This is a genomic window from Yoonia sp. (genome assembly GCF_014859355.1).
Taxonomy (GTDB): domain Bacteria; phylum Pseudomonadota; class Alphaproteobacteria; order Rhodobacterales; family Rhodobacteraceae; genus Yoonia.
Genome location: NZ_JACUUJ010000013.1, coordinates 22366 through 49151 on the forward strand (window position 1 = coordinate 22366; position 26786 = coordinate 49151).

Annotated in this window: 28 protein-coding genes and 1 pseudogene; 11 read left to right on the plus strand and 18 right to left on the minus strand. The window is 58.3% G+C overall.

Features of this window, described 5'->3' with window-relative positions; translation table 11 throughout:
• Positions 1 to 26: 26 nt before the first annotated feature.
• The gene (locus tag IBX59_RS06705) at positions 27 to 1322 is read left to right on the plus strand and encodes a citrate synthase (protein ID WP_296373723.1); all 1296 of its coding nucleotides are present in this window, start codon (positions 27 to 29) and stop codon (positions 1320 to 1322) included.
• A gap of 65 nt (positions 1323 to 1387) precedes the next feature.
• Here IBX59_RS06705 and IBX59_RS06710 read toward each other — a convergent pair whose 3' ends face one another.
• The 11 genes from IBX59_RS06710 to IBX59_RS06760 all read right to left on the minus strand — a co-directional run bounded on the left by IBX59_RS06710 (position 1388) and on the right by IBX59_RS06760 (position 12834).
• Positions 1388 to 2164, minus strand: a complete 777-nt coding sequence (locus IBX59_RS06710) for an enoyl-CoA hydratase-related protein (RefSeq protein WP_296373725.1) — start codon at positions 2162 to 2164, stop codon at positions 1388 to 1390.
• Positions 2165 to 2235: 71 nt separating this feature from the next.
• The gene (locus tag IBX59_RS06715) at positions 2236 to 2676 is read right to left on the minus strand and encodes a cytochrome c-type biogenesis protein (RefSeq protein WP_296373728.1); all 441 of its coding nucleotides are present in this window, start codon (positions 2674 to 2676) and stop codon (positions 2236 to 2238) included.
• Positions 2673 to 4646 carry a heme lyase CcmF/NrfE family subunit gene (locus IBX59_RS06720; RefSeq protein WP_296373730.1) on the minus strand — a complete coding sequence of 658 codons (1974 nt, stop codon included), beginning with the start codon at positions 4644 to 4646 and terminating at the stop codon, positions 2673 to 2675. Before IBX59_RS06720 ends, IBX59_RS06715 begins: the two co-directional genes overlap by 4 nt.
• Before the next feature lie 91 nt (positions 4647 to 4737).
• Positions 4738 to 4941 (minus strand): hemolysin XhlA family protein, encoded by a 204-nt coding sequence (locus IBX59_RS06725; RefSeq protein WP_296373732.1) that lies wholly within the window; start codon positions 4939 to 4941, stop codon positions 4738 to 4740.
• The gene (locus tag IBX59_RS06730; protein WP_296373734.1) at positions 4931 to 5449 is read right to left on the minus strand and encodes a holin family protein; all 519 of its coding nucleotides are present in this window, start codon (positions 5447 to 5449) and stop codon (positions 4931 to 4933) included. Before IBX59_RS06730 ends, IBX59_RS06725 begins: the two co-directional genes overlap by 11 nt.
• Positions 5440 to 6051, minus strand: a complete 612-nt coding sequence (locus IBX59_RS06735; protein ID WP_296373736.1) for a holin-associated N-acetylmuramidase — start codon at positions 6049 to 6051, stop codon at positions 5440 to 5442. Before IBX59_RS06735 ends, IBX59_RS06730 begins: the two co-directional genes overlap by 10 nt.
• Before the next feature lie 45 nt (positions 6052 to 6096).
• Positions 6097 to 6564: a cytochrome c maturation protein CcmE gene (ccmE, locus tag IBX59_RS06740; RefSeq protein ID WP_296373738.1), complete on the minus strand. Its 468-nt coding sequence runs from the start codon at positions 6562 to 6564 to the stop codon at positions 6097 to 6099.
• Entirely contained in the window at positions 6561 to 7589 is a 1029-nt protein-coding gene (gene argC, locus IBX59_RS06745) for an N-acetyl-gamma-glutamyl-phosphate reductase (protein ID WP_296373740.1), read from the minus strand. Before argC ends, ccmE begins: the two co-directional genes overlap by 4 nt.
• Positions 7590 to 7640: 51 nt before the next feature.
• The gene (locus IBX59_RS06750; RefSeq protein WP_296373743.1) at positions 7641 to 8453 is read right to left on the minus strand and encodes a glutamate racemase; all 813 of its coding nucleotides are present in this window, start codon (positions 8451 to 8453) and stop codon (positions 7641 to 7643) included.
• Entirely contained in the window at positions 8431 to 9333 is a 903-nt protein-coding gene (locus tag IBX59_RS06755) for a lysophospholipid acyltransferase family protein (RefSeq protein ID WP_296373745.1), read from the minus strand. The genes IBX59_RS06750 and IBX59_RS06755 overlap by 23 nt, the downstream gene beginning before the upstream one ends.
• A gap of 84 nt (positions 9334 to 9417) precedes the next feature.
• Positions 9418 to 12834, minus strand: coding sequence for an indolepyruvate ferredoxin oxidoreductase family protein (locus tag IBX59_RS06760; RefSeq protein ID WP_296373747.1), 3417 nt, complete (start codon positions 12832 to 12834; stop codon positions 9418 to 9420).
• A 156-nt stretch (positions 12835 to 12990) separates the two neighbouring features.
• Between IBX59_RS06760 and IBX59_RS06765 the strand changes: the two genes are divergently transcribed.
• Complete coding sequence (locus IBX59_RS06765; RefSeq protein ID WP_296373750.1) at positions 12991 to 13917, plus strand: LysR family transcriptional regulator; 927 nt, start codon at positions 12991 to 12993, stop codon at positions 13915 to 13917.
• Here the strand turns inward: IBX59_RS06765 and IBX59_RS06770 are convergent, their stop codons facing one another.
• Positions 13918 to 14949, minus strand: a complete 1032-nt coding sequence (locus tag IBX59_RS06770) for a Hint domain-containing protein (RefSeq protein ID WP_296373752.1) — start codon at positions 14947 to 14949, stop codon at positions 13918 to 13920.
• A 480-nt stretch (positions 14950 to 15429) separates the two neighbouring features.
• Between IBX59_RS06770 and purL the strand changes: the two genes are divergently transcribed.
• The 4 genes from purL (at position 15430) to grxD (ending at position 18554) form a co-directional block, all read left to right on the plus strand.
• Positions 15430 to 17589, plus strand: a complete 2160-nt coding sequence (purL, locus tag IBX59_RS06775) for a phosphoribosylformylglycinamidine synthase subunit PurL (RefSeq protein ID WP_296373754.1) — start codon at positions 15430 to 15432, stop codon at positions 17587 to 17589.
• A gap of 95 nt (positions 17590 to 17684) precedes the next feature.
• Positions 17685 to 17921: a BolA/IbaG family iron-sulfur metabolism protein gene (locus IBX59_RS06780; protein WP_296373757.1), complete on the plus strand. Its 237-nt coding sequence runs from the start codon at positions 17685 to 17687 to the stop codon at positions 17919 to 17921.
• Positions 17922 to 17925: 4 nt separating this feature from the next.
• The gene (locus IBX59_RS06785) at positions 17926 to 18198 is read left to right on the plus strand and encodes a hypothetical protein (RefSeq protein WP_296373759.1); all 273 of its coding nucleotides are present in this window, start codon (positions 17926 to 17928) and stop codon (positions 18196 to 18198) included.
• On the plus strand, positions 18195 to 18554 hold the full coding sequence (gene grxD / locus IBX59_RS06790) for a Grx4 family monothiol glutaredoxin (RefSeq protein ID WP_296373761.1): 360 nt from the start codon (positions 18195 to 18197) through the stop codon (positions 18552 to 18554). Before IBX59_RS06785 ends, grxD begins: the two co-directional genes overlap by 4 nt.
• Positions 18555 to 18641: 87 nt before the next feature.
• On the opposite strand, the gene IBX59_RS06795 is transcribed toward grxD, so the two are convergent.
• Together IBX59_RS06795 and IBX59_RS06800 are read right to left on the minus strand one after the other, a co-directional pair.
• Positions 18642 to 19025, minus strand: a complete 384-nt coding sequence (locus tag IBX59_RS06795) for a cell division protein ZapA (RefSeq protein WP_296373763.1) — start codon at positions 19023 to 19025, stop codon at positions 18642 to 18644.
• Positions 19012 to 19482 (minus strand): hypothetical protein, encoded by a 471-nt coding sequence (locus IBX59_RS06800; RefSeq protein WP_296373764.1) that lies wholly within the window; start codon positions 19480 to 19482, stop codon positions 19012 to 19014. Before IBX59_RS06800 ends, IBX59_RS06795 begins: the two co-directional genes overlap by 14 nt.
• Positions 19483 to 19753: 271 nt before the next feature.
• Between IBX59_RS06800 and tkt the strand changes: the two genes are divergently transcribed.
• Positions 19754 to 21772, plus strand: a complete 2019-nt coding sequence (gene tkt, locus IBX59_RS06805) for a transketolase (protein WP_296373766.1) — start codon at positions 19754 to 19756, stop codon at positions 21770 to 21772.
• Between the two features lie 52 nt (positions 21773 to 21824).
• Here the strand turns inward: tkt and IBX59_RS06810 are convergent, their stop codons facing one another.
• The gene (locus IBX59_RS06810; protein ID WP_296373769.1) at positions 21825 to 22781 is read right to left on the minus strand and encodes a DUF808 family protein; all 957 of its coding nucleotides are present in this window, start codon (positions 22779 to 22781) and stop codon (positions 21825 to 21827) included.
• Between the two features lie 196 nt (positions 22782 to 22977).
• On the opposite strand from IBX59_RS06810, the gene gap (IBX59_RS06815) reads away from it, so the two are divergent.
• Positions 22978 to 23979, plus strand: coding sequence for a type I glyceraldehyde-3-phosphate dehydrogenase (gap, locus tag IBX59_RS06815; RefSeq protein ID WP_296373771.1), 1002 nt, complete (start codon positions 22978 to 22980; stop codon positions 23977 to 23979).
• Here the strand turns inward: gap (IBX59_RS06815) and IBX59_RS15170 are convergent.
• Positions 23907 to 24080: pseudogene (locus IBX59_RS15170) on the minus strand (hypothetical protein); the annotation flags it as partial. The gene gap (IBX59_RS06815) and the pseudogene IBX59_RS15170 sit on opposite strands and share 73 nt — an antisense overlap.
• 45 nt (positions 24081 to 24125) lie before the next feature.
• Here IBX59_RS15170 and IBX59_RS06820 point away from each other — a divergent pair.
• The 3 genes from IBX59_RS06820 to IBX59_RS06830 all read left to right on the plus strand — a co-directional run bounded on the left by IBX59_RS06820 (position 24126) and on the right by IBX59_RS06830 (position 25691).
• Positions 24126 to 24269: a hypothetical protein gene (locus IBX59_RS06820; RefSeq protein ID WP_296373773.1), complete on the plus strand. Its 144-nt coding sequence runs from the start codon at positions 24126 to 24128 to the stop codon at positions 24267 to 24269.
• Positions 24270 to 24351: 82 nt separating this feature from the next.
• Positions 24352 to 25353, plus strand: coding sequence for a type I glyceraldehyde-3-phosphate dehydrogenase (gene gap, locus IBX59_RS06825; RefSeq protein WP_296373775.1), 1002 nt, complete (start codon positions 24352 to 24354; stop codon positions 25351 to 25353).
• A 179-nt stretch (positions 25354 to 25532) separates the two neighbouring features.
• The gene (locus IBX59_RS06830) at positions 25533 to 25691 is read left to right on the plus strand and encodes a hypothetical protein (protein ID WP_296373776.1); all 159 of its coding nucleotides are present in this window, start codon (positions 25533 to 25535) and stop codon (positions 25689 to 25691) included.
• A 66-nt stretch (positions 25692 to 25757) separates the two neighbouring features.
• Here the strand turns inward: IBX59_RS06830 and coaD are convergent, their stop codons facing one another.
• Both coaD and IBX59_RS06840 read right to left on the minus strand, forming a co-directional pair.
• Positions 25758 to 26252: a pantetheine-phosphate adenylyltransferase gene (gene coaD / locus IBX59_RS06835; protein WP_296373777.1), complete on the minus strand. Its 495-nt coding sequence runs from the start codon at positions 26250 to 26252 to the stop codon at positions 25758 to 25760.
• A gap of 63 nt (positions 26253 to 26315) precedes the next feature.
• On the minus strand, positions 26316 to 26750 hold the full coding sequence (locus IBX59_RS06840) for a CBS domain-containing protein (protein ID WP_296373778.1): 435 nt from the start codon (positions 26748 to 26750) through the stop codon (positions 26316 to 26318).
• Between the last annotated feature and the right edge of the window lie 36 nt (positions 26751 to 26786).

Genomic DNA, 26786 nt, shown 5'->3' on the forward strand with positions numbered 1-26786 from the left:
TGCGGATGGCCTACAAGGGAACGAAGATGGCAGAAAATACTGGAACCGCGACGATCACCATCCACGGCAAAAGCTATGACTTGCCCATTCACACGCCTACCGCCGGACCAGAGGTGATCGACATTCGCAATCTGTATGCGCAGGCTGATGTTTTTACCTATGATCCCGGTTTCACCTCGACCGCAGCTTGCGACAGCACAATCACCTTTATCGACGGGGCCAAGGGCGAATTGCTGCACCGTGGTTACCCGATCGACCAACTTGCCAGTCAGTCGCATTATCTCGAAGTGTGCTATCTGCTGCTTTACGGTGAACTGCCTTCGGCGGAAGAACAGGAACGGTTTGAATCACTTGTGACCAACCACACGATGATCCACGAACAGATGCATAATTTCTTTCGGGGTTTCCGCCGCGATGCGCACCCGATGGCCACGATGGTTGGCGTGGTCGGTGCGATGTCAGCATTTTACCATGACAGCACCGATATCAACGACGCCCACCAGCGCGAGGTGGCATCCATCCGCCTGATCGCCAAGATGCCGACGATCGCCGCGATGGCCTATAAATATTCCATCGGCCAGCCTTTCGTGTATCCACGCAACGATCTGGATTATGCCGCGAATTTCCTGCACATGTGCTTTTCCGTCCCGGCAGAGGAATATCACGTCAACCCGATTCTCGCCCGCGCGATGGACCGTATCTTCACGCTGCATGCTGACCACGAACAGAATGCATCGACATCCACCGTGCGTCTGGCGTCGTCATCGGGGGCCAACCCATTTGCCTGTATTGCCGCTGGTATCGCCTGCCTTTGGGGGCCAGCACATGGCGGGGCCAATCAGGCTTGTCTTGAAATGCTCAAGGAAATTGGCACGCCCGACCGGATTCCCGAATTCATCGCCCGCGCCAAGGACAAGAATGACCCTTATCGCCTGATGGGTTTTGGCCACCGGGTCTATAAAAACTTTGACCCGCGTGCCACGGTAATGAAGGAATCAGCAGACGAAGTGCTGGATCTGCTAGGCGTCGAAAACAACCCGGTCCTTCAGGTGGCCAAAGAACTTGAGAAACAAGCCCTTGCTGATCCTTATTTTGCAGACAAAAAGCTATTTCCAAACGTCGATTTCTACTCTGGCATCATCCTTGAGGCGATGGGTTTCCCAACGTCCATGTTCACACCCATTTTTGCTCTGGCCCGGACGGTTGGCTGGATTTCCCAATGGAAAGAACAGCTTGCTGATCCTCAGTTGAAAATCGGGCGGCCAAGACAGCTTTATCTTGGTGCGACCGCGCGTGATTACGTCGATATCGAAAAACGCTGAAAAAACAGGGCGGCCCGTGGGCTGCCCTTTTTTTAATTCCCGCGAAAACATGCCGTCAGCATCGCTCAACGGCCTTCATAACGCGCAGGTCTCTTTTGCATAAAAGCGACAACGCCTTCCTGAAAATCGCGCGTCTGCCCACAGCGCCCCTGTAATTCCGCCTCTAACGCCAGTTGTTCGTCCAACGTGTTTTCAAAGGACGCCCTGATCGCTTTTTTCAATTGGCGATACGCAACCGTTGGCCCCTGCGCCAGATGTCCCGCCCGCTGTTCGACGTGTTCACGAAATTCATCGTCGGGCACGGTTTCATAGATCATGCCCCAATCTGCCGCCTGACGCGCTGTGACCTTATCGGCAAACAGCGCCGCCCCCATGGCCCGCGCGGCCCCCATCTGGCGCGGCAACCAATAAGTGCCGCCTGCATCCGGGATAAGCCCGATCCGGGTAAAAGCCTGCACGAAATACGCGCTTTCGCTGGCGATCACGACGTCAAACGCCAGGGCTAGATTAGCCCCCGCCCCGGCCGCAGGGCCGTTCACGGCGGCGACTGTCGGGATCCGGCAATCAAAAATAGCCTTGAGCATCGGGACATATTCGTCGCGCAACGTCCGTTCCAGATCCAATGCCGCAGCAGACCCCGCATCGCCCAGATCTTGCCCTGAACAAAACGATTTACCTGCCCCTGTCATGATCAAAACCCGCGCATCCTTTTCGGCGGCTTTGACAGCATGGGTGATCTCGGCGCGCATTTGCGCATTCAGCGCATTCATCAAGGCCGGGCGGTTCAACGTAATAACCGCCACCGCATTGCGTATTTCCAGTGTGATGGCCTGATAATCCATGCGCGTCGTCCTTATTTCTGCGATACCGTCACCCTAATGAACTGGTCGGTTCAGGAAAGGGGAACGAAACGTCACGACCGCAGAATTTTTTCCAATTCCGCTTTTTCCGCATCACTCAGGGCCACTGTTGTTGTGTTGCGTCGCCGGATTGTGACCCAACCGACGCCAAGTGCAATCAGCAACAAAGTTGGCGCAGCAAGCCAAAGAACAAGGTTTGCGCCGCGCGCATCGGGCCGCAACAACACGTATTCGCCATAGCGTGCGACAATAAAGTCGATCGCTTCCTCATCGGTATCGCCCGCCACGATCCGTTCGCGCAGAACGATCCGCAGCTCCTGTGACAGGGTGGCATTGCTTTCGTCGATGCTTTCGTTCCGGCAGACGGGGCAACGCAACCCTTTGGACAAGCTGCGCGCACGATTTTCCAACACGGGATCATCCAGCATTTCGCCGGGTTCAACAGCCCAAAGCGGGGCCGCCAAAAACGCCAGCAGCAAAAGCAAACGTTTCATTCTGCCGGCACCGCCTTTGCGGTCACTTTGGCAGATGCCGCCCCGACCCGCAGACGCCTGTCAGTCAACGAGAAAACACCACCAAGCGCCATCAGGATGGCACCACCCCATATCCAGTTGGCAAAAGGCTTCACATAGACCCGCACGGCATATCCGCCTTGCGCCTGTGGATCACCGATCACGACATAGAGATCACGCAAAAAACCGTTACGAATGGCGGCTTCTGTCGTGGGCATATTTGCAATGGGATAAAACCGCTTTTCAGGGGTCAAGGTGGACAGGCGTTTGTCACCTTGCCAAATCCCAATGTCAGCCATGGTGGTGATATAGTTCGGTCCATCAAACTGCCGCACGTCATCAAGCGAAAATTCAAACTGGCCAACAGCCCAACGATCGCCGATCTGGGCAATGCGAATATCCTCTTTTTGCCAGGCAAGCATCGCGGCGACGCCAAAAATGGTCACGCCCATGCCGATGTGGGCAACTGCCTTGCCCCAATCGGCGCGTGGCAGGCGGACCATCCTGCGCAGGCGGGTTGCAAAACCTTCGCGACCGCTGCGCAACCACAGATCAGCCAATGCGCCACCCACGACCCACGCACCCAGTGCCACACCAATCGGGCCGAGCGCCGACCGGCCAGACTGAATGGCAAAGGCCAAAGCGGCAAGTGCAACAGCCAGTATCAACCACGGCAACAAAGGCTTTGCACCACGCGACAGCGACCCCCGTTTCCACGCCAACATTGACCCCAGGGGCAAAACAATCGCCAGCACCACCATAAAGGGCGTGAATGCCGCATCAAAAAACGGCGGCCCGACCGACAAGGTGCGATCAAACAGCATTTCCGCCACCAGTGGCCAAATCGTGCCAATAAAGACCACAAAGGCGCTGACCGCGAGCAAAATATTATTCAGGATCAACCCGCTTTCACGACTGACAGTTGAAAACACGCCCTGCGCCTGCATCACCCCCGCGCGCGCAGCATAAAGGATTAACGAACCACCCAGGAAAAACGCGAAAATCATCAAAATCAACACACCACGCTCGGGGTCGTTTGCAAAGGCATGCACCGAGGTGAGCACGCCAGAACGCACGATAAATGTGCCAAGCAGGGAAAAACCGAAGGCCAGAATGGCCAGCAAGATCGTCCAGCTTTTCAGCGCCTCACGTTTTTCAACGACAATAGCCGAATGCAGCAGCGCCGTTGCGATCAGCCATGGCATAAAAGAAGCATTTTCCACTGGATCCCAGAACCAGAACCCGCCCCAGCCCAATTCGTAATACGCCCACCATGACCCCAGCGCGATCCCGATCGTCAGGAACATCCAGGCCGCCAAGGTCCATGGCCGCACCCAACGCCCCCAAGCCGCATCAACGCGCCCTTCAATCAGGGCCGCAACGGCAAAGGAAAATGCCATGCTCAGGCCAACATAGCCCAGATACAGAAACGGTGGATGAAAGGCCAAACCGGGGTCTTGCAACAGCGGGTTCAGATCGCGCCCGTTCAACGGCGGCACTGCCAGCCGCAAAAACGGGTTTGACGTGAACAGGATAAACGCAAAAAACGCCACACCGATCGACGCCTGCACAGCCAGAACACGCGCGCGCAACCGCATGGGCAAATTCCCACCGAACAACGCCGCCGCCGCCCCGAACAGGGTCAAAATTAGAATCCACAAAAGCATGGACCCTTCATGATTACCCCAAACACCGCTGATCTTGTAAATCATTGGTTTGTCAGTGTGTGAATTGGCATAGACCAATTGCAGCGAGAAATCCGAGGTCATAAAGGCCCACGTCAGCGTGGCAAAAGAAAATCCCACCAGCAAAAATTGCGTTATCGCGGCAGGTTCTGCAACGGCCATCCATGCCACGTTGCCTTTGTGGGCCCCGATCATGGGCACGATCATCTGCACAATGGCAACGCCAAGGGCCAGAATCAGTGCGAAGTGTCCAAGTTCTGTCAACATGGAATTACTATAGGGGATCGTGGGGGCCGATAAAATGGCCCGCCAATCAAATTGATGCTACATTTTGACGCTAATATCCTTTCAGGGCAACTCAACGCGCAAAACCACCCTGCACCAGATAGGTCAGACCAGCCATCAACAGACCGCCAATAATCAACCGCACCAGCCATTTCAGCGTATCCTCTATGGCGCCAAGGCGGTTTGCCACATTGTCCCGACGCACCGCATCCACGGCATTGCGTGTTTCAAGCGCAATCAACCGCCGTTCGATATCATCATGCCAGTTATTGTCCATTTTGCCACTCTGCCAATGCCGCATTGGGCTGGGTCGCGCTGGTATCCACCGCGGACAAGGGGGCATGGGGTGGTGCCAAGTGCTGCGCCAACACAAGGCTTTGCACGACCGCACGTTGAAATTCCTGCCCCTTGGCCTGATGCCGCGCGCCGAAATAGAAACTGACAATGGCCCCCATCAGCCACCACAGCGGTTCCGGCACCAGCGCAAGCCCTGCCATGCCGCGTGCAAATTCATCGGGTTTTTGCATCGCCAAGACAAACAGCCAGATCGTCCCCAGCGCCAGCATCGGGCGCGGCAGGCGGTTCAGCCCGTCAACAAGACGGTCAAACAGGCCTTGCCGCGCCTGCACGAATTCGGCGGCGAATTGTTGCAGGCTATCGCTGCGGGCATCGGCGGCGCGCACCGCCCCTTTTTCCGCATTCTCGCGAAAGACTTCGGCGGTTTCGGCCACAACATTACGGCCATCGCCAAACAGAAACGTCATCAGACCCGTGATCAACCCCATTGTGCTGTCCTTTGCTGGTGTTGCGCCTGTGTCAGGTGATAACGCGGCGCGATGAATTCTTCAGCCCTTGTGATCCAGCCGCCTTTGCCACCGTCGCGCTTGCGGGCGTATTTGCGGCTGTTCGGGCGTCTGTCGGCCAGATCATAGTAATAGTTACGCCGCGCGATCCCGTAGGCATCGACCAGGTGATCGGGGGCCGCCTGCATCGCCTTTTGTGCTGCGGCAATGGTCTGCGGCCCGATGATGCCGTCCACGGTAACGGGAATGCGCATATTCCCCAGCAGCCGTTGCAAGATTTTCACCGCATGGACACCTGCGTTGACATACATATCAAACACCGACGCCTGTAACGGTGCGGGCAGACGGTCCAGCCCCGGACGGCGGTAGTAACAGTCGATGAAAATCGACACGGCGCGCGCGCGTGTCAGCACCTGCACGTCCTGCGCATCAACCTGACCGTCCCCGGTCAGATCAAGCCCAAGCCGGCGCATGGTGTGAATGGTCACCCCGTATTTCGTGGCCCCGCCGGGATCATCGGGGTCATTCACATAGCCACCCTCGCGGGCGACGATGGCGGTCGCAATGTCGGTAATGCCTTGCATGTGCAGCCCTCGTGTCTGTCAGACACACAGGCTGCGGGAAAATCGTTAATTCGTCATGCTGGCAGCGTCCGGTGCCACATAAACACCCTGCGCCTTGAGCGCGTCAAGCACTTCTTTTGGCATGTAGGTTTCATCATGTTTGGCAAGGATTTCAACAGCTTCAAATCGGCCATTCACGTAATGCCCCTGCGCCACGACACCTTCGTTTTCGGAAAACAGATCAGGCAGGATGCCTGAATAAACCACCGGAATCGTCGCACCGCCATCGGTCACGCCAAATCTGATTTCCTGCCCCTGCCCGCGCACCAGCGACCCTTCGGCCACCAGCCCGCCAATGCGAAACCGCTCTGCCGGGGGCGGGGGCGATTCTGCCACCTCGGACGGTGAGCGGAAGAACTGGAAACTGTCCTTGGGCAGAAGCGCCAGCAGCACCAACACCAACGCCACACAGACCCCCGCAATCGACATCACCTGCACGCGGCGGCGTTTCTTGAGGTTTTTCAATCCGCTCATGGGAACACCGGCGCCAGCATCAGGCCCTCTGTTTCGGGCAGGCCCAGCATCAGGTTGGCGTTCTGCAACGCCTGCCCCGATGATCCTTTGGTCAGGTTGTCCAGTGCGGCAATGACAATCGCGCGCCCCGGCACCCGGTCAACGGCCACACCGATATGGCAGAAATTCGACCCCCGGATATGTTTGATTGATGGATGCTGTCCCATCGGTAACACCTCGATAAATGGTTCGGCCGCATAGGCCGCGACCAATGTTTCATATATGACCTGTGCGTCGCCTTGCACATAGGTGGTGGCCAAAATGCCGCGGTTGGCAGGGATCAGATGCGGCGTGAACTGGATTTGCACCGGACGGCCCGCGATGGCTGAAAATTCCTGATCAAACTCGCCCAGATGGCGGTGGGTGCCGCCCACAGCATAGGCTTGTGCGCCTTCGGACAATTCTGCGTGCAGCAGGTTTTCCTTCAGGCTACGCCCTGCCCCCGATACTGCCGCAAGCAAATCAATAATGATCTGATCCAGATCGATCACACCTGCGGCGATCAGCGGGCGCAGCGCATATTGCCCTGTCGCGGCATTGCATCCGGTGCCCGCCACAAGCCGCGCGCCCCTGATCTGGTCGCGGTAGAATTCGGTCAGGCCGTAAACCGCCTGTTTCTGCAATTCGGGCGCGGCATGGGGTTTGCCATACCATTTTTCATAGTCCGCCGGATCACGTAGCCGGAAATCGGCCGACAGATCGACGATTTTCAGATGCGTGGGCAGCCCGGCAATTACCGCCTGCGATGTGGCGTGCGGCAGCGCGCAAAACACCAGATCAACCCCGTCGAATGACATTTCGTCAATTCTGGTCAATGTGGGCAGGTCAAGATGGCGCAAATGCGGGAACACCTCAGCCATGGTCATGCCCGCCTTGGCATTACCAGACAGGCCCACGATTTGAAGGCTGGGGTGGGTGGCGATCAAGCGGACAAGCTCTGCCCCGGTATAGCCCGAGGCGCCCAGAATGGCGACGTTATGGGTCATTTGGAAATCCCCCTTGGGATCAGATGTAGAAAATCAAGCGGCAAAGCGCAATCACGCAGACGTAAAGGTGATCTGTCGGCGCAGGAATTGCGTGGCCCGCGATGACACCCGTTTCGGATCGCCCGTGGTCAAAAACGCAGGCTCTGTCCCCGGGCCGACCATCTGCGGATGCCGGTCCAGATAATCGGCAAGGCTTTCCGCGACCAGATTGGCTTGGGAAAACACCTTGACCTGCGGCCCCAGCGCATCCTGAAACACCTCTGCCATCAGCGGGTAATGGGTGCAGCCCAGCACGGCGGCGTCAGGCGTGGGCATCTTGCGTTGCAGGGCATCGACATGGGACCGCACCAGCGCCTCGGCCAGGATCATGTCACCGTCTTCGATGGCATCCACAACCCCGCCACAGGCCTGCGCCTCGACATCCACGCCAATCGCGCGGAACGCCAGTTCGCGCTGGAACGCGCGGCTGGACACAGTGGCAGGCGTAGCAAACAGCGCCACATGTTTCGCCGCAACCTCGCGCGGGGGGGAATTGTCGCCCCATTGCCGTTCGGTCAGCGCCTCGATCAGCGGGACGAACACGCCCAGCACACGTTTGCCCGGCGGCACCCAGCCTTCCTGCATCCGGCGCAGGGCCGCGGCACTGGCGGTGTTGCAGGCAAGGATCACCAGATCACAGCCCGCGTCGAACAGGCGCTGCGTGGCAGCCGTTGTCAGGTTGTAAATATCATCGGGGGTGCGCACGCCGTATGGCGCATGGGCGCTGTCGCCAAGATAGACCAGCGGGACATTTGGCAGCCGTTTTGCCACCGCGTCCAGCACTGTCAGCCCACCCAATCCGCTATCGAATATCCCTACGGCCATCGCGCACCTTGTATTTATCCTCAAACTCGTGGCCAAGGTGGTTTGCGTCCACCGGGCTTGGGCTTAGGTCATACGTGGCTTTGCGCAGGAAATCCATGCATCCTTTGGGGTCTTTTTTATAGGCCGACAGAACCGCGGGGGGAATCGGGTCACCGATGACGACGCGGACGGGTTTGTTCATGCGGGTCTTGAATTCGCGAATAAACATGCCGGTGCGCAGCGTGCTGTGCAGGTGGCTCGCGATCTGGAACAGGCGGCTGTTGCAGCCGTCAAAGAACACCGGCACGACAACGGCATCGGATTTTGCGATCATCTTGGCCGTAAAGGTGCGCCAGCCAGGGTCCATCGGTTGCGAAAACGGCGTGGCGGCGGTGGAGACCGTGCCGCCGGGGAAAATCCCGATCGCACCGCCCGCAGTCAGGTAGCGCACGGCCTCGGCCCGGGTTTCAAGGTTCAGCCTGGCGGCTTCCTTGGTTTCGTCAAAGGAAATCGGCAGGATCACCCGTTCCAGATCGGGCGAGCGGCGAAAGATGCGGTGCGCAAGCACCCGAAAATCGCCCGCGCGGCGTTGTGACAGGATGCGCCCCATCATCAGTCCGTCCAGGATACCGTAAGGGTGGTTTGATACTACAATGACAGGCCCGATGCGCGGAATATTTTCCAACGATCCGGCGACAATATCCAGCTTTATCCCGTAACGCGCTGAAATAACTTCCCAAAAATCCTGTCCAGCAGCGACTTCCATGTCATAGCCACGCGCCCTTCGGATCAGTTTCAGCCGGCCTGTGGCGTTTTCCATGACCCGGATCATGGCGCGCCCGCCACGGCCCTTGGCCGCGCTTGCATAGGAAATATCACGCGCAACTTCGCGGTTTTTCATCGGCGTTGTCTCAGGGCTGGATCATCTTTTTGCATTTGTTTCACAGCCTCGCAACATTCATATGACAATCTGGCGCTTGCCCGCCTATTCCGCCGCCTGCTGCATCGGGCCCGCGCGCAGCATGGCCAGCAATTCCTCGCGGCGTTTGGCGGCCTTGCGGGCATTGGCATCCTTGACCGGGCCAAAGCCGCGAATGTCCAGCGGCAGCGCCGCAAGGGCGATGGCCGCATCACGGGTATCGGGGCGCAGGATTTGCAGCACCTCGGCCATGTCGGTTTCATATTGCTTGATCAGCGCGCGTTCCATGCGGCGTTCGGCGCTGCGCCCGAAAGGATCGAACGGCGTGCCGCGCAGGAATTTCAGTTTCGCAAGTTTCGGGAATGCCTTTGCCATCCAAGGCCCGAATGCGCGCTTGGCCGGTCGCCCGTCAGGCCCGGTTTTCGAAAGGACTGGCGGCGCCAGATGAAAGGTCAATTTCAGATCACCATCAAATTCCGCTGCTGCCTTGGCGCGGGTTTCGCGCAGCAAGCGCGCGACCTCGTATTCATCCTTGTAGGCCAACAGCTTGTGATAGCCTTTTGCCACCGCCTCGCGCAGGGGGGCATCCTGAAACTGGTCCACGAACCGGCGATAGCGTTTCGCAAGCCGCTTGCCCTGATAGGCGGCCAGATGATCGCCGCGATAGCTGATTTTTTCGTCCAGCGTTTTGGGCAGCGCCACGACGTTCCGCGTCAGCAGCTTTGCCGCATCCTGCGGATACAGATGGGCCCAACGGCCCAGATTAAAGGCGCGGATATTGCGGTTCACCGCCGCCCCGTTCAGTTCAACCGCCGCGGTGATCGCCTCGTAACTGATTGGAATCGCACCCATCTGCCAGACCGCGCCAAAGATCATCATGTTGGAATAAATACTGTCGCCCATCAGCGCGCGCGCCAGGTCCGACGCATCGAACATCGCCAGCCCGTCGCCCAGCCGCGCCTGCAACGCCAGTTCCAACTGTTCGGTCGGCAGTTTGAACGCGGTGTCACGGGTGAAATCGCCGGTCATGATTTCGTGGCTGTTGACCACACCCTTGGTCTGGCCGGTTTTCATCAGCCCCAGCGTCTTGGACCCCGCCGACACCACCAGATCCCCCCCGATCAACGCATGGCATTCGCCCGTTGCGACACGTATCGCGTTGATGTCAGACGGTTTTTCGGCAATCCGGCAATGGATGTGCACCGCGCCGCCCTTTTGCGCCAGGCCCGCCATTTCCATCATGCCCGCACCCTTGCCATCAATATGCGCAGCCATCGCCATGACCGCCCCGATGGTGACAACACCCGTGCCCCCGACGCCGGTGATCACGACGTTATGCGTGCCGTTGATCGCAGGCAATGCGGGGTCAGGCATGTCGGGCAGGTCCACATCCGCTGTCGCTTCCTTGCGGATTTTCGCGCCCTCGATAGTCACGAACGACGGACAGAAGCCGTTGACGCAGGAAAAATCCTTGTTGCAGGATGATTGGTCAATCGCCCGCTTGCGGCCCAGTTCGGTTTCCACCGGCACGATGGACACGCAGTTCGACTGCACGCCGCAATCGCCGCAGCCTTCGCAGATGTCGGTGTTGATGAACACGCGCTTGTCCGGGTCGGGGAATTGCCCGCGCTTGCGCCGCCTCCGCTTTTCGGCGGCACAGGTCTGAACATACACAATGGCTGACACGCCATTGTATTTACTGAATTTATCTTGCACAACGGGCATGTCGGCGCGTTCATGGATATCCAGCCCTTCAGGAAAGACCGACAGATCCAGATCTTCCTTCTCATCATGGACAAGCGCGACATTGCGCACCCCCATCGCCAGCAATTCGCGGCAGATCTGGTCAGGCGTAAGCCCGCCGTCATTGCCCTGCCCGCCAGTCATCGCGACCGCATCGTTGTAGAGGATCTTGTAGGTGATGTTCGTCCCCGCCATCAACGCAAAGCGGATCGCCTGCACGCCCGAGTGGTTATAGGTGCCGTCGCCAAGGTTCTGGAACACATGATCGCGGGTGGAAAACGGCGCCTCGCCCACCCAGTTTGCGCCTTCGCCACCCATCTGGGTGAACCCCACGGTGTCGCGGTCCATCCATTGCACCATGTAGTGACAGCCGATGCCCGCATAGGCGCGCGCGCCTTCGGGCACCTTGGTGGATGTGTTGTGCGGGCAACCGGAACAGAAATAGGGCAGCCGCGCGGCAAGTTCCGGCGCGTTGTCGGCGCGGCGCGCCTCGGCCAATGCCGCCAGACCGGCCTGCACGCCATCCGTGCCGCAACCTTCCTCGACCAATATACCGCCGATTTTTTCCGCAATCCAGATCGGGTCAAGGGCGGCTTTGGTCGGAAACACCTCTTCCCGGCGACCGGCGGAATGTTCTTCGCCCTTGTGCCAGCCATACACGCGACGGCCGCGGCGATCATCGAACAGCGCCTCTTTGACCTGCACCTCGATCAGCTTGCGCTTTTCCTCGACCACGACGATCAGGTCCAGCCCTTCGGCCCAGTCGTGAAATGACACCATATCAAGCGGCCAGACCTGCCCCACCTTGTAGGTGGTGATGCCCAGACGCTCTGCCTCTGCCGCGTCGATGTTCAACAGCGACAGCGCGTGCTGCAGATCCAGCCAGTTCTTGCCCGCCGCGACAAAACCGATGCGCGCGCCGGGCTTGCCCCATTTGCGCTGGTCCATCTTGTTGGCGCGGGCAAACGTCTCGGCGGCGAAGCGTTTATGGTCGATCATCCGCGCCTCTTGCAATTGCGGCGTGTCGATCAGGCGGATGTTCAATCCGCCTTCGGGCAGGTCGATATCGGGCGTCACGAAAGATAAACGATGCGGGTCGCCATCCACGACCGATGTCACCTCGATCGTGTCTTTCATGGTTTTCAGGCCCACCCAAACGCCCGCGAAACGCGACAGCGCATAGGCATACAACCCGTAATCAAGGATTTCCTGCACCCCCGCAGGCGATACAATGGGCATATAGGCGTCGATCATCGCCCAATCAGACTGGTGCAAGGTCGTGCTGCTTTCGCCGGTGTGGTCATCACCCATGGCCATGATCACGCCACCGTTGGGGGAAGTGCCTGCCATATTGGCATGGCGCATCACATCGCCTGACCGGTCCACACCGGGGCCTTTGCCATACCACAGGCCGAAAACGCCGTCATATTTGCCTTCGCCACGCAGTTCGGCCTGCTGGCTGCCCCAAAGGGCGGTCGCGGCCAGATCCTCGTTCAATCCGGCCTGAAACGTCACCTGCGCGGGGTCCAGCACGTTTTTGGCGCGCGCCATCTGCATATCAACGGCACCCAAGGGCGACCCGCGATAGCCGGTCACATACCCTGCGGTGTTCAACCCTGCCCGCGCATCACGCGCCCGCTGCATCAGCATCAGCCGCACCAGCGCCTGCGTGCCGTTTAGCAGAACCTGCGATTTTGTCAGATCATAGCGGTCATTAAGGGAAACATCCTGATGAACCATCTCGCACCTCCCTGCGCGTCAGATATTAAAACGAGCATAGGTCAAATAGACTGACCTACAAAGCTAAAATATTTATTTAATAGGTTTGCAACCAAATGCTGCAATAGCGTAATAAAGTTTAGGTGTGAGCGGTAACAACAATGGCAGCGGCGTAAAATGGACTGGGACAAACTAAGGATATTTCACGCCGTCGCCGACGCGGGATCGCTGACGCACGCCGGTGACACGCTGCATCTGTCGCAATCAGCCGTCAGCCGCCAGATTCGCGCGTTAGAGGAAATGCTGAACACGACCCTGTTTCACCGCCACGCCCGCGGCCTGATTCTGACCGAACAGGGCGAACTTTTGTTCGATGCCACCAAATCAATGAACAAACGGCTGGAGGCCGCCACTGCGCGGATCAAGGACAGCGAAGAAGAGGTGTTTGGCGAACTGCGCGTCACCACAACCACGGGCTTTGGCACGCTCTGGCTCGCACCGCGCCTGTCGAAGCTTTATGAAAAATATCCCGATCTAAAAATCGACCTGATGCTTGAAGAACGCGTGCTGGACTTGCCCATGCGCGAAGCTGACGTTGCCATCAGGATGAAAGAACCTTCACAGGCCGACCTGATCCGCAAGCGGTTGATGTCCGTGCGTATGCGGCTTTACGCCTCGCAAACCTATGTCAATAAAAACGGGTTGATGACCGAAATTTCGCAGATCACCAACCACAGGCTGTTGTGCCAAAGCCTGAATTCGACCCAAGTGGCGGCTGGTGCAACGCTTGTCCACCATCTTCTGACGTATGAAGTGCCCAGCCTGTTTACCGTCAACAACTATTTTGGGGTCTTGCAAGGGGTGCTGAACAATCTTGGCATCGGCGTGCTGCCCGATTACGTGACCGAGGATTTTCCCGATCTTGTGCGCGTGTTGCCCGACCTTGAATCGGGCGAAGTCCCCGTTTTCCTTGCCTACCCCGAAGAACTGCGGCAATCAAAACGCATCGGCGCGTTCCGCGACTTCGTGCAAGAGGAAATCTTTACCCACCGTCGCAAGATCAGGGAAACATTGCCAGACAAGCCACAACTGCCGCCTGATTGATCAGGCGGCCCGTTCTGCCGATACCGCGCGCTGCTGCATGGACCGGACAATGTTTTCAGCCTGACGGCGTGTGACCTTGTGGCGCACTGGTTGGCCATATCCGGTTTCGGGGTTTTCACGCAGCGCCGGAAACAGTGCAAAAAGCGCATCACGCTGCGCATTATTCAGCATCGAAATCGCAGTAAGACCGGGATAAAAGCTTTCCGATTGCACACCGCCCGCCAACAACAGCGCATGCTGCGCCAAAAGCATGTGATGATATGTGACCGTCTTCTTGCCCTGCATATGCCGGACACCCGTCAGACCTGTCAGACCCTTTGCCGGGGCGATCACCTCTGGTTGGCCAAACAACGCCTGACAATCCGGGCTGCGCATCAGAAAGTGGTGCTGAGGTGACACCATCAGATCACACACAGGCAACCCGTCGCCGAACGCGCCTGCCTTGATCTGAACAGGTTTGAATTTTTCATCGCTGCCGGGCCATGTGTGCGTGGATGACGTAACCCAAACCAGCGGTTGCGGCCCGTCATCAACCGTCATCACCAGATCACCCTGTCGCAAATCGTCTACCATCACGGGGCCACACGGCGTTTCGATCATGGTGCCAGAGACAAAGCAAACCGGCACATTCGGAAGGGTGCCATCCTGTATGGGGGAAATGTTACCCTGTTGAATCCCCGCCATTTCCTGTTGCGTTGCGTCAGATTCAGGCAGAAAAATCAGCCTTTCAGTCGTGCCAGATATTGGGTAGTCGATCACCTGGATGATGACGACCGGTTCACCTTGAAGCGCGACCGGAACCTTGCTGTCATTCGGCATGATCCCGTAAACAATATATTCGAAATCATACAAAACATTGTTAATCTTGACCTGCGTATTCGGGTCTTGCCCCGGAACGGGATCAAGAAACGTGTCGCCGTCAGGGTCTTTTGCGACAAAGGTTATTTCAATCGGTGCGATATCTTTTTCCAGATTGATCGCATTGTTACCCGCATTGTCCTGATTGATGCGCGCCCAAAATGTGTCTGACATAGCGCCCCTTATCCAGTTGCCCCGATGTAGCATGAATGCCTGATCCGGGTCGTTGCATTATCTACATTACATCGCCTGGTCGCGCAGGTTTCGAACCGCGGCGAACTTCTGAATCAAGTATCAAAATCAGGATGAACGAAAGTTGAACGCGCATCTGAATCCTGGTCAATTTTGCACTGCTGCGAAGCCATGCAAAAAGTGCATACCGGATTTGCCCGCTCGTGGGATGATAGTTCTTGAAACGCACAAAAACACGCCTTACCTGCAGTTTCGAAAGCGATGGCGCGATAACGCACGTCACCTTCACCTCCCTGTTGGACTTCGCCGGGCCTTAGTGCCCGGCTTTTTTTGCGCTAATCTCAGATCAATTATGATGGGCGCGTTTGCGCATCGGTCGCTGCAACATCCCAAAGGGTCATAAATTGCGACTTTCACCTCCAGACGTGGCTCTGTATGAAGAGGCATGATCCGGGGGACACGATGAACGAACCACAGCTGACAGATGAACTGATCGCCGCGCACGGGCTGAAACCTGACGAATACCAGCGCATCCTTGATATTATCGGACGCGCACCAACGTTCACGGAGTTGGGTATCTTTTCAGCCATGTGGAACGAACATTGTTCCTATAAATCATCCAAGAAATGGCTGCGCACCCTGCCCACAGAAGGCCCGCAGGTCATTTGTGGCCCCGGTGAAAATGCCGGTGTCGTCGATATCGGTGATGGGCAGGCCGTGGTGTTCAAGATGGAAAGCCATAACCACCCGTCCTATATCGAACCCTATCAGGGGGCGGCTACCGGTGTCGGGGGCATTCTGCGCGATGTGTTCACCATGGGCGCACGGCCTATCGCAGCGATGAATTCGCTGTCTTTCGGTGAACCGTCGCACCCTAAAACCCGCCAGCTGGTAAACGGTGTGGTTGCAGGTGTGGGCGGTTACGGCAACTGCTTTGGCGTGCCGATGGTGGGGGGTGAGGTGCGGTTTGATCCGGCCTATAATGGCAACTGCTTGGTGAATGCCTTTGCCGCTGGTCTGGCCGACGCGGACAAGATTTTCTATTCCGCTGCGTCCGGCGTGGGGATGCCGGTTGTTTATCTGGGCGCAAAGACAGGCCGCGACGGTGTCGGCGGTGCCACCATGGCATCGGCTGAATTTGACGACACAATCGAGGAAAAGCGCCCCACCGTGCAGGTGGGCGACCCCTTTACCGAAAAGCGCCTGATGGAGGCGACGCTGGAACTGATGGCCACCGGCGCCGTCATTTCGATTCAGGATATGGGCGCGGCTGGCCTGACCTGTTCGGCGGTGGAAATGGGCGACAAGGGGGGCTTGGGCGTCCGGCTGAACCTGAACGCTGTGCCCCAGCGCGAAGACAACATGACCGCCTATGAAATGATGCTGTCGGAAAGCCAGGAGCGCATGCTGATGGTCCTGCGCCCGGAAAAAGAGGCCGCGGCCCGCGCCGTGTTCGAAAAATGGGATCTGGATTTTGCCATCGTCGGTGAAACCATCGCCGAAGACCGATTCATCGTGCTGCACCACAATGAAATCAAGGCTGATCTGCCGCTGGCGACCCTGTCGGGTTCCGCCCCCGAATACGATCGCCCTTGGGTGCCCACCCCTGCCCCCGAACCGCTGGGTGATGTGCCGGGCGTGCACCCCATCGACGGGCTGCGCGCGCTGATCAGCAGCCCAAATTATGCGGGCAAGCAATGGGTTTACGAACAATATGACCAACAGGTTATGGGCGACACCGTGCGCTGCCCTGGCCTTGGTGCAGGCATTGTGCGGGTGCATGGCACCGACAAATCGCTGGCCTTCACCAGCGATGTGACCCCCCGCTATGTCAAGGCAAACCCCGTCGCGGGCGGCAAACAGGCCGTGGCCGAGGCTTACCGCAACCTGACCGCCGTGGGGGCCACCCCCCTGGCCACCACCGACAACATGAATTTTGGCAACCCCGAAAAGCCCGAAATCATGGGGCAATTCGTAGGGGCCATTCAGGGCATCAGCGAAGCGGTGCGCGTGCTGGATATGCCGATCGTATCGGGCAACGTGTCGCTTTATAATGAAACCGACGGCACCGGCATCCTGCCCACGCCGACCATTGGCGCGGTCGGCATCATCCGCCACCCCGATCACATGATCGCCGGGCAATTGCGCGACGGGCATGTTTTGTTGCTGCTGGGCGAAACCCAGGGCCACCTTGGCCAATCCGCCCTGCTGGCCGAGGTTTTCGGCCGCACCGAAGGCGATGCGCCCCCCGTCGATCTGGTCGCCGAAAAGGCCCATGGCGATTTCATCCGCGAAAACCACAGCCTGATCACCGCCTGCACCGATCTTTCCGATGGTGGCCTTGCGCTGGCCGCATTCGAGATGGCCGAGACCGCAGGTGTCGGCATCACGATCGACGCTGAAGACACCGCAACCCTGTTTGGTGAAGACCAGGCGCGCTATCTGATCGGTTGCAATTTCGATCAGGCCGAGGCGCTGATGATCGCGGCAAACCGGGCAGGTGTATCGGTCACGACCGTGGGCAAGGTGGGTGGCAGCAGCGTCAGCTTTGGCCATTTCCATGCGCCGCTGGATGAATTGGCGCAGATCTATCGCTCCGCCTTTGCCGCCGCCGTGGCCTGATTTTTCAGGTCTCGGCCAAATCTGGCGGCAGGCCCCACTTGTCCGCCAGCGTTGGCTGACCTAAGTTCAAGGACAAACGGGAATAAGGAACGCCAATGCCCATCACCGCCCATGAAATCGAAACCTTGCTGCGCGAAAATTTCCCCAACGCAAAAATCAATGTGCAGGGCGACGACGGCACCCATTTTGCCGCTGAAATCATCGACGAAAGCTTTCGCGGCAAAAACCGTGTGCAACAGCAGCGCGCCGTCTATGCCGCACTGAAAGGCAAGATGGATGGCAGCAATGGGGAATTGCACGCGCTGGCGTTGACAACAAAAGCACCTGACTAGACTTATGGAAACGCGATTCATCGTGTTGTTGATCATCGCACCATTCGCTTTGACCTTTATATATGCCATCTGGCATGAATACCGCAGGTACAAGCGCGAAGGGGCGTCTTCCTACGGGTTGACATACGATCCAGAGACGAACACGACCCATGTGGGCACCCTGGAAGATGATGCTGACGGGTTCGACCCCGAAGAATTCAACCCCGAGGACACGCCCGACACGGGACAAACCGACGACACCGATGCAGACAGCAAGGAACAGGAAACAAAGTCATGACAGCCGAAGCGAAAATCAAGGAAACGATCACCAGCAACGATGTTGTGCTTTTCATGAAAGGCACAAAATCCATGCCACAATGCGGGTTTTCATCCCGCGTCGCGGGTGTGCTGAACTTTATGGGTGTTGAATTTGCCGATGTAAACGTGCTGGCCGACGACGAAATCCGCCAGGGGATCAAGAATTTTTCCGATTGGCCGACAATTCCACAGCTTTACGTCAAAGGCGAATTTGTCGGTGGTTGCGACATCATCACCGAAATGACACTTTCGGGGGAATTAGACACACTTTTCGCGCAGCAAGGCGTCGATTTTGACGAGGATGCCGCCGAAAAAATCCGCGAAGCGAACGCCTGATTTATCGACAATGCTGCCTAAAGGGTTGTTTGGACCCTTCAGGCAGCATGCGCATGGGTTTGATCATGCCGTCACGGCATGGCCGCCCTATTGCTCTAACTCATCTGCCAGGGATTCCGCCCGGGCCGCGATTTCGGCCAGCGTATAGGTGACAGAGCTTGGCACAACGGGCACTTCGATCCGCTCGGGCGTGGGGGCCGGGCGCGTTTCCCATGCTTCGATTTGCGCGCGCAACCTGATGACCTCTGCGTCTGCTTCGCGCAACCGGTCTTCAAGCCCTGCGGTTTTATCCGCCAGCATCAGCCCGGCCATCAACAGCATCCGTGCTTCGGGCAAACGCCCGATCTGTTCAGCCAGATGCGCGGCCTCGCCGTCGAGCAAGGCCGCAGCGGAATGCAGAAAATGTTCTTCACCGTCCTGACAGGCGACCTCGAACAGGCGGCCACCGATGGAAATTTCAACCTGCGGCATGGGTATCACCTTCGATTAACGGTTTGAGTTGACGCAAGATCGCATCCACTTCGGCTGCCTCTGACGCCCGCTGCGCGGCGAGCGCTTCCACTTCCGCGGCCATCGCATTGTCAAGAAGTTCAGGCGCTACGCCATTGCTCAGCGCCTCGCGCAGGCTGCTGTTCATCTCGCGCATCTGGGTATTTGACGCGCGCAATCGCTGCAATTCTTCATCCAGCCGTATCATCTGGACGCGCTGGCTTTCTACACGCGCCACAAGAGAAGCGACCTGCGTATCCTGCCGTTCCTTCAGCTGACGCACACGTTCAACCAGTTCGGCATTGGCGGCACGTTCGTTTTCAAGCGCCGATGACAGGGTATGATCCGCCGGCAACGTTGATTTCTGCGCCTCAATGCCCTGTCGTATGCGGTCAAGCGCGGCTGTGATCCGGCTTTCCAACGCGCTGATATCACTCATCCGCCTGTCCCTTTCATGATGCCCGCTGGCACCCGCGCAAAGGCTGCTTTTGTTGTCGCCAGCCTCATTGCATCCCAATCTGTTGGCCACAATCACCGACCCTTGAACGAATCGCATCACTATCTTGCTACAGTAAGCGATCAAAAACGCACCCGCAAACGACGGTGGCACTGCAAATTGAAAGGTTTAGCCGTCGCGCTTGATCTTGGGGGTGACCCTGATATGACGCAGACAACGATAAACGCCACCCATGCACATAGGATCATAGACCTTGGAAATTGCAGCCCTGCGCACCGCCCACCCTGATCACTGGCAAAAAGCCACCGCCATCCGCACCCTGACGCTGGATGCGGTTGCTGCCGCCAACTCCGGCCATTCCGGCATGCCGATGGGCATGGCCGATGTGGCCACGGTGCTGTTTGAAAAGCATCTGAAATTTGACCCAAAGGCCCCCGCATGGCCAGATCGTGACAGGTTTATCCTGTCAGCGGGCCATGGGTCGATGTTGCTTTATTCTCTGATGTATCTGACCGGCTACGAAGACATCACGCTGGACCAGATCAAGGACTTCCGCCAATGGGGCGCGCGCACGGCGGGCCACCCCGAATACGGCCACGCCCGCGGGATCGAGACCACCACCGGCCCTCTGGGTCAGGGCATCGCCAATTCGGTGGGTTTCGCGATTGCCGAAGAAATCCAGCGCGCCACATGGGGCAAGCAGATCATCGACCACCACACCTATGTCATGGCCGGTGACGGCTGCCTGATGGAAGGCATCAGCCAAGAGGCGATCGGCCTTGCTGGTATGCAGAAACTGGGCCACCTGATCGTTCTGTTTGACAACAACAACATCACCATCGACGGCACCGTCGATCTGGCCGACATCACCGACCAGCCCGCGCGTTTTGCCGCATCGGGCTGGCATGTGCAATCCATCGACGGGCATGACCCGGTGGCGATTGACGCGGCGATCACGGCCGCCAAGGCCGACCCGCGCCCGTCGATGATTGCCTGCAAGACCCATATCGCGCTGGGACACGCCGCACAGGACACATCCAAAGGCCACGGCGCACTGACCGACGCCGACCAGTTGCAAGCCGCAAAACAGGCTTATGGCGCACCCTTGGGTGACTTCGAGGTGGACCCTGCGGTCAAGGCCCAATGGGAAGCGATCGGCGCACGCGGTGCAGCGGCAAGGCAGGGTTGGGAAGACCGCTTTGCCAAACTGTCAGCAGCCAAACAGGCCGAATTCAACCGCACCTATGCCGGTGAGGCCCCCAAGAAACTGGCTGCTGTGATCCGTGCGCTGAAAAAGCAGATCAGCGAAGGCGCGCCAAAGGTCGCGACGCGCAGATCGTCCGAAATGACGCTAGAGGTGATCAACCCGATCATGGGCGAAACCATCGGTGGATCGGCTGACCTGACCGGATCGAACAACACCAAGACCGCAGATCTGGGCGTGTTCAACCCCGACAACCGCAAGGGCCGTTACATCTATTACGGTGTGCGCGAACACGGGATGGCAGCGGCGATGAACGGCATGGCCCTGCATGGCGGCGCGCGGCCCTATGGCGGCACCTTCATGTGTTTCACCGACTATGCGCGGGGTGCGATGCGCCTATCGGCGTTGATGGGCATTCCCACCACCTATGTGATGACCCACGACAGCATCGGACTGGGCGAAGACGGGCCAACCCATCAGCCTGTTGAACATCTGGCCATGCTGCGGGCCACGCCAAACACCCACGTGTTCCGCCCCGCCGATACGGTCGAAACCGCCGAAGCCTGGGAATGCGCCCTGACGTCCAAAACCACGCCCAGCGTGCTGGCCCTGTCGCGCCAGAATCTGCCCACCGTGCGCACCACCCACACCACAAAGAACCTGACAGCCCAAGGCGCCTATGTGCTGGCCGATGCCGATGGCAAGCGCCAAGCGATCATTCTGGCCACAGGATCAGAGGTTGAAATCGCCCTTGCGGCACGCGATCTGCTGCAAGAGGGCGGGATCGGCACGCGCGTTGTGTCGATGCCTTGCTGGGAACTGTTCGAAGAACAGGACGAGGGTTACCGTCGCCGCGTTCTGCCCGCAGGCCCCGTGCGCGTCGCTGTCGAGGCGGGTATCCGGTTTGGTTGGGACCGCTGGTTGTTCGGCGAACGTGGCCGGCGCGAAAAATCCGGTTTCGTCGGGATGCACGGGTTCGGTGCGTCGGCACCCGCGGACCGGCTGTATCAGGAATTCGGGATCACGGCACAGGATGTCGCGGCCAAGGTGAAGTCGCTGATCAAGTAAGGCGGATCATCATCAACCCTACGCAAAAGGCGGTGCTGCGGCGCTGCCTTTTTTACGTCTGCAACAGGGCCGTGATACGCTGCCACAGTGGCCCAATGACATCATTTGCCAGGGGGATCAGCGCAAACCCAAGGATCAGCCCCAGCACACCATCCATCGCAGCCGTTGCAAACCATTCGGTTGCAGCAGTGGCCCCATCAGGCACCAGATGCCCCACCGCGACGGCCCAATCATGGATCTGGTGGCCCAAAGCGGTATAGCCGATCTGCTCCAGCCCATGCACGATGATCGACCCGCCAACCCACAGCATCGCCGCCGTGCCAACCCATGTCAGCACCAGCAAGAACCCCGGCATCCCCGCAACGATCCCCCGGCCAAGGCTGCGGGTTACGCCCAGCCGTCCGCGGGTGACCATCGCCAGCCCCATGTCGTCGGCCTTTACGATCAGCGCAACGGCACCGTAAACCATCCCCGTGATTGCAATCGCCACGATCGCCAGCACGGCGGCCTTGCTCCAGATATTCGGGGTTTCAATGGCGGCCAGGGCAATGGTCATGATTTCGGCAGACAGGATGAAATCTGTCTTGATCGCGCCTTGCACTTTTTCCTCTTCCAGATGGGTCAGGTCGCCGGTGGCATCGGGGTGCGGGTCATGTTTCTGCACCGCGTGCAGCACCTTTTCCGCGCCTTCAAAACACAAATACCCCCCGCCCAGCATCAACAAAAGCGGGATCAGCCATGGCGCGAAGGCCGCCAGCAACAGCGCGACCGGCAGCAAGATCACCAGCTTGTTGCGGATGGACCCCAGCGCGATGCGCCCCACGATGGGCAATTCCCGATCCGCTGAAAAACCATGCACGTATTTTGGGGTGACAGCAGCATCATCCACCACAGCACCGGCCGCTTTGGCCCCCGCCTTAGTCGCCTGCCCGATCACATCATCCACCGATGCAGCGGCGACTTTGGCAATCGCGGCGACATCATCCAACAGGGCCAGCAGTCCGCTCATTTCTGAATTCCTTGATTCTGTCGCCAACGCTGATCTGACACCGCGTGACATGCAAGCCCCCACTGTTGGCGCAAACCGTTAGCGGTAACTGTATGCAAATGCACACCGTTACCGTTAACATATTGACAAACATAATATTTTTACTGGACATGTCGCCCCCAAAGCGGCACGGAAAGGCAAAGCGAAAGGGCACCACATGACAGTCACAATCGGGATCAATGGCTTTGGCCGCATCGGGCGCTGCACGCTGGCCCACATCACCGAGGCCGCGCGCAATGACGTGCAGGTTGTGCGGATCAACGCCACCGGCCCGATTGAAACCAACGCGCACCTGCTGAAATACGACAGCGTGCATGGCCGCTTTGGCCACCCGGTCAAGGTCAGCGGCAACACGCTGGACCTTGGGCGCGGCCCGATTGACGTGATGTCCACCTATGATCCGACCGAACTGGACTGGTCCGGTGTCGATGTCGTGCTGGAATGCACCGGCAAATTCAACGACGGCACCAAATCGGCGATCCACCTTGAACGCGGCGCAAAAAAGGTGCTGATTTCGGCACCTGCAAAAAACGTGGACCGCACCGTGGTTTACGGCGTCAACCACCGCGATCTGCTGAACACCGAACGGATGGTGTCGAACGGGTCTTGCACCACCAACTGTCTGGCACCACTGGCCAAGGTGCTGAACGATGCCATCGGGATCGAACGCGGCATCATGACGACAATCCACAGCTATACCGGGGACCAGCCCACGCTGGACCGGCGGCACAAGGACCTGTATCGCGCGCGCGCTGCCGCCATGGCGATGATCCCCACATCGACAGGTGCCGCCAAGGCCCTGGGCGCGGTGCTGCCGGAACTGGCGGGGCGGCTGGACGGCACCGCAATGCGCGTGCCCACCCCCAACGTCAGCGCGGTTGATCTGACATTCGAGGCGGGCAAATCCGTGACCGTGGCCGATGTAAACGCCATCGTCGCCGAGGCAGCAGGCGGCTATATGGGCATGGTCATGGCCTATGACGCAGAAGCCAAGGTCAGCATAGATTTCAACCACACCACGCAAAGCTGCATCTTTGCCCCCGACCAGACCAAGGTGGTCGGGGGGCGCACCGTGCGCGTGCTGGCCTGGTATGACAACGAATGGGGCTTTTCCGCGCGGATGGCCGATGTGGCCGCGACAATGGGGCGGTTGCATTGATCCGCAAGGCCGCTTTCGTGCCGGTTGAACAGCCACACCAAAGATGACGCCCGGCATTGACGCGCAGACACATGATCTGGCCCTTTCAGGCGGTGCGGCATAGGCTTTCAGGGCGCAAAGTGCCTTTGCCCCTGATAGAGCCTGACATGACCAACACCATTGCCTTTTTCCTTGCAGCCGTGATTATCGGTCTTTTTGCACTGGATTATTTCATCCTCGCTTGGGGGCTCCCTATCCTTGTGATGCAGCGTCTGATCACGCTGATCGATGCCATCTCTTTCTGGCGATAAGCACCGTTACAATATCTTTGGTTGACCTTTTGCGTTAAATCGCAATGTTAGCGCCAACATTGATCCATCAGGAGGATGAACCATGGCCGTCAAAGTAGCGATCAACGGATTTGGCCGGATTGGCCGCAACGTACTACGTGCAATCATCGAAAGCGGGCGCACCGATATCGAAGTTGTGGCCATCAACGACCTTGGCCCGGTCGAAACCAACGCGCACCTGCTGCGGTTTGATTCGGTGCATGGCCGTTTTCCCGCAACAGTGACGACCGGCGATGACTGGATCGACGTGGGTCGCGGCCCGATACGGGTGACAGCCATCCGCAACCCTGCCGACCTGCCTTGGTCTGACGTTGATGTCGTCATGGAATGCACCGGCATTTTCACCAGCAAAGAGGCCTGTCAGGCCCATCTGGACAATGGTGCCAGCCGCGTGCTGATTTCCGCACCGGGCAAGGATGCGGACAAGACCATTGTTTATGGTGTCAACCACGATGCGCTGACTAGCGACGATATTATCGTGTCGAATGCGTCATGCACCACCAACTGCCTGTCGCCCGTGGTGAAGGTGCTGAACAATACCATCGGGATCACCAAAGGGTTCATGACCACGATCCACAGCTACACAGGCGACCAGCCCACGCTGGACACCATGCACAAGGATCTGTATCGCGCCCGCGCCGCTGCGCTGTCGATGATCCCGACATCCACCGGGGCGGCCAAGGCCGTGGGGCTGGTGCTGCCCGAATTGAACGGCAAGCTTGACGGGGTCGCGATCCGCGTGCCAACGCCGAATGTGTCCGTGGTCGACCTGACGTTCGAGGCATCGCGCGCCACCACAGTGGACGAAATCAACGCCGCCATCATTGCCGCAGCTGATGGGCCGCTCAAGGGTATTTTAGGCTATACTGACCTGCCGCTGGTCAGTTCCGATTTCAACCATGACCCGCATTCGTCGATCTTTCACCTTGACCAGACCAAGGTGCTGGACGGCACCATGGTGCGGATCCTGTCGTGGTACGACAACGAATGGGGCTTTTCCAACCGGATGAACGACACCGCCGTCGCGATGGGTAAACTGATCTGATCACCGTCATATGACAGCCATTGACCGGCCCCGCGGGGCCGGTTTTTTTGTGCGATCACTGGATTTTGCCATGCAACGCCTGCATGGCGCCTTCCCGGCTGAGGCGATTGTGCTGCGCCGCAGCATCACTAGATATGGTGCAAGACAACACAACGCGATGACCAAAAGGAACCCCGTAAATGACCGTCTTGAACACAGTCCGAAACGCCGTGCAAAAGCGCGCAGCCTATATCCGGCTCAAGCGGGATATACAGACCATGCCACTGGACACAGCCATTGATCTGGGCCTGTTCCGCGAAGATGCGGCAAAGATCGCTGGCAAGGCTGTTTACGGCTAAAAATACACCCTGAAACACATCAGCCGCGCCTTATCTGCAGCCGATATCTTGTTTTATGACAAGGCTTTATGCGGCAAACTTTCCCGTCAACGCCTGTTTGACGGCCGGGGGAACAAATTTGCTCACATCGCCCCCAAGACGCGCGATTTCCTTGACCAGCTTTGAGGCAATCGCCTGATTTTTGGCATCGGCCATCAGGAAGACCGTTTCAATGGTATTATCCATCGACCGGTTCATGCCAACCATCTGGAATTCATATTCAAAATCCGCAACAGCCCGCAGCCCCCGGATGATCACGCCTGCGCCCACATCATGGGCGCAATCAATCAACAGGTTTTCAAACGGATGCACCAGCACCTCGCAGCCCCGATCGGCCCCCAGCGGCACGCATTCCGATTGCACCATCGCAACGCGTTCTTCCAATGAAAACAGAGGCCCCTTGTCGCGGTTGATCGCCACGCCGATTACCAGCCGATCAACCAGCGAACAGGCCCTGCGGACGATGTCGATATGTCCATGCGTCACCGGGTCAAACGTGCCGGGGTATAATCCTACGCGCATGGCGCACCTCATCTGCTGATTTGCCGCCAAGCAACATTATTACACGCCAGAATGCAAGTGGTGCTAATGCCCCATGATCATACCTTCGAGCGCATCCTTTTCCATCGACAATTGGGACAGCCGCGCCTTGACCACATCACCGATTGAAATTAGGCCAATCATCTTGCCATCATCCATGACCGGCAGGTGGCGAAAACGTCCATCGGTCATCTTTTGCAGCACGTCGTCTGCCGTGTCACCCGCTGTGCAAGTGATCAGGTTTGCTGTCATCATGCCGCTGACCGGTTCATCCAGACAAAGCGCGCCGCGCCGCCCCAATTCGCGCACGATGTCGCGTTCAGACAGGATCCCGTCCAGCGACACGCCATCATGGGACACAACGACCGTGCCGATCCGTTTTTCTGATAGCAATGTGACAGCCGCGCGCACATGATCCGTCGGCTTGACTGACACAATACCATAATCGGCTTTGGATTTAAGGATTTGTGAAACGATCATGGCGGCCTCCCTGTCGCTGGTATGATGGTTTAGCGT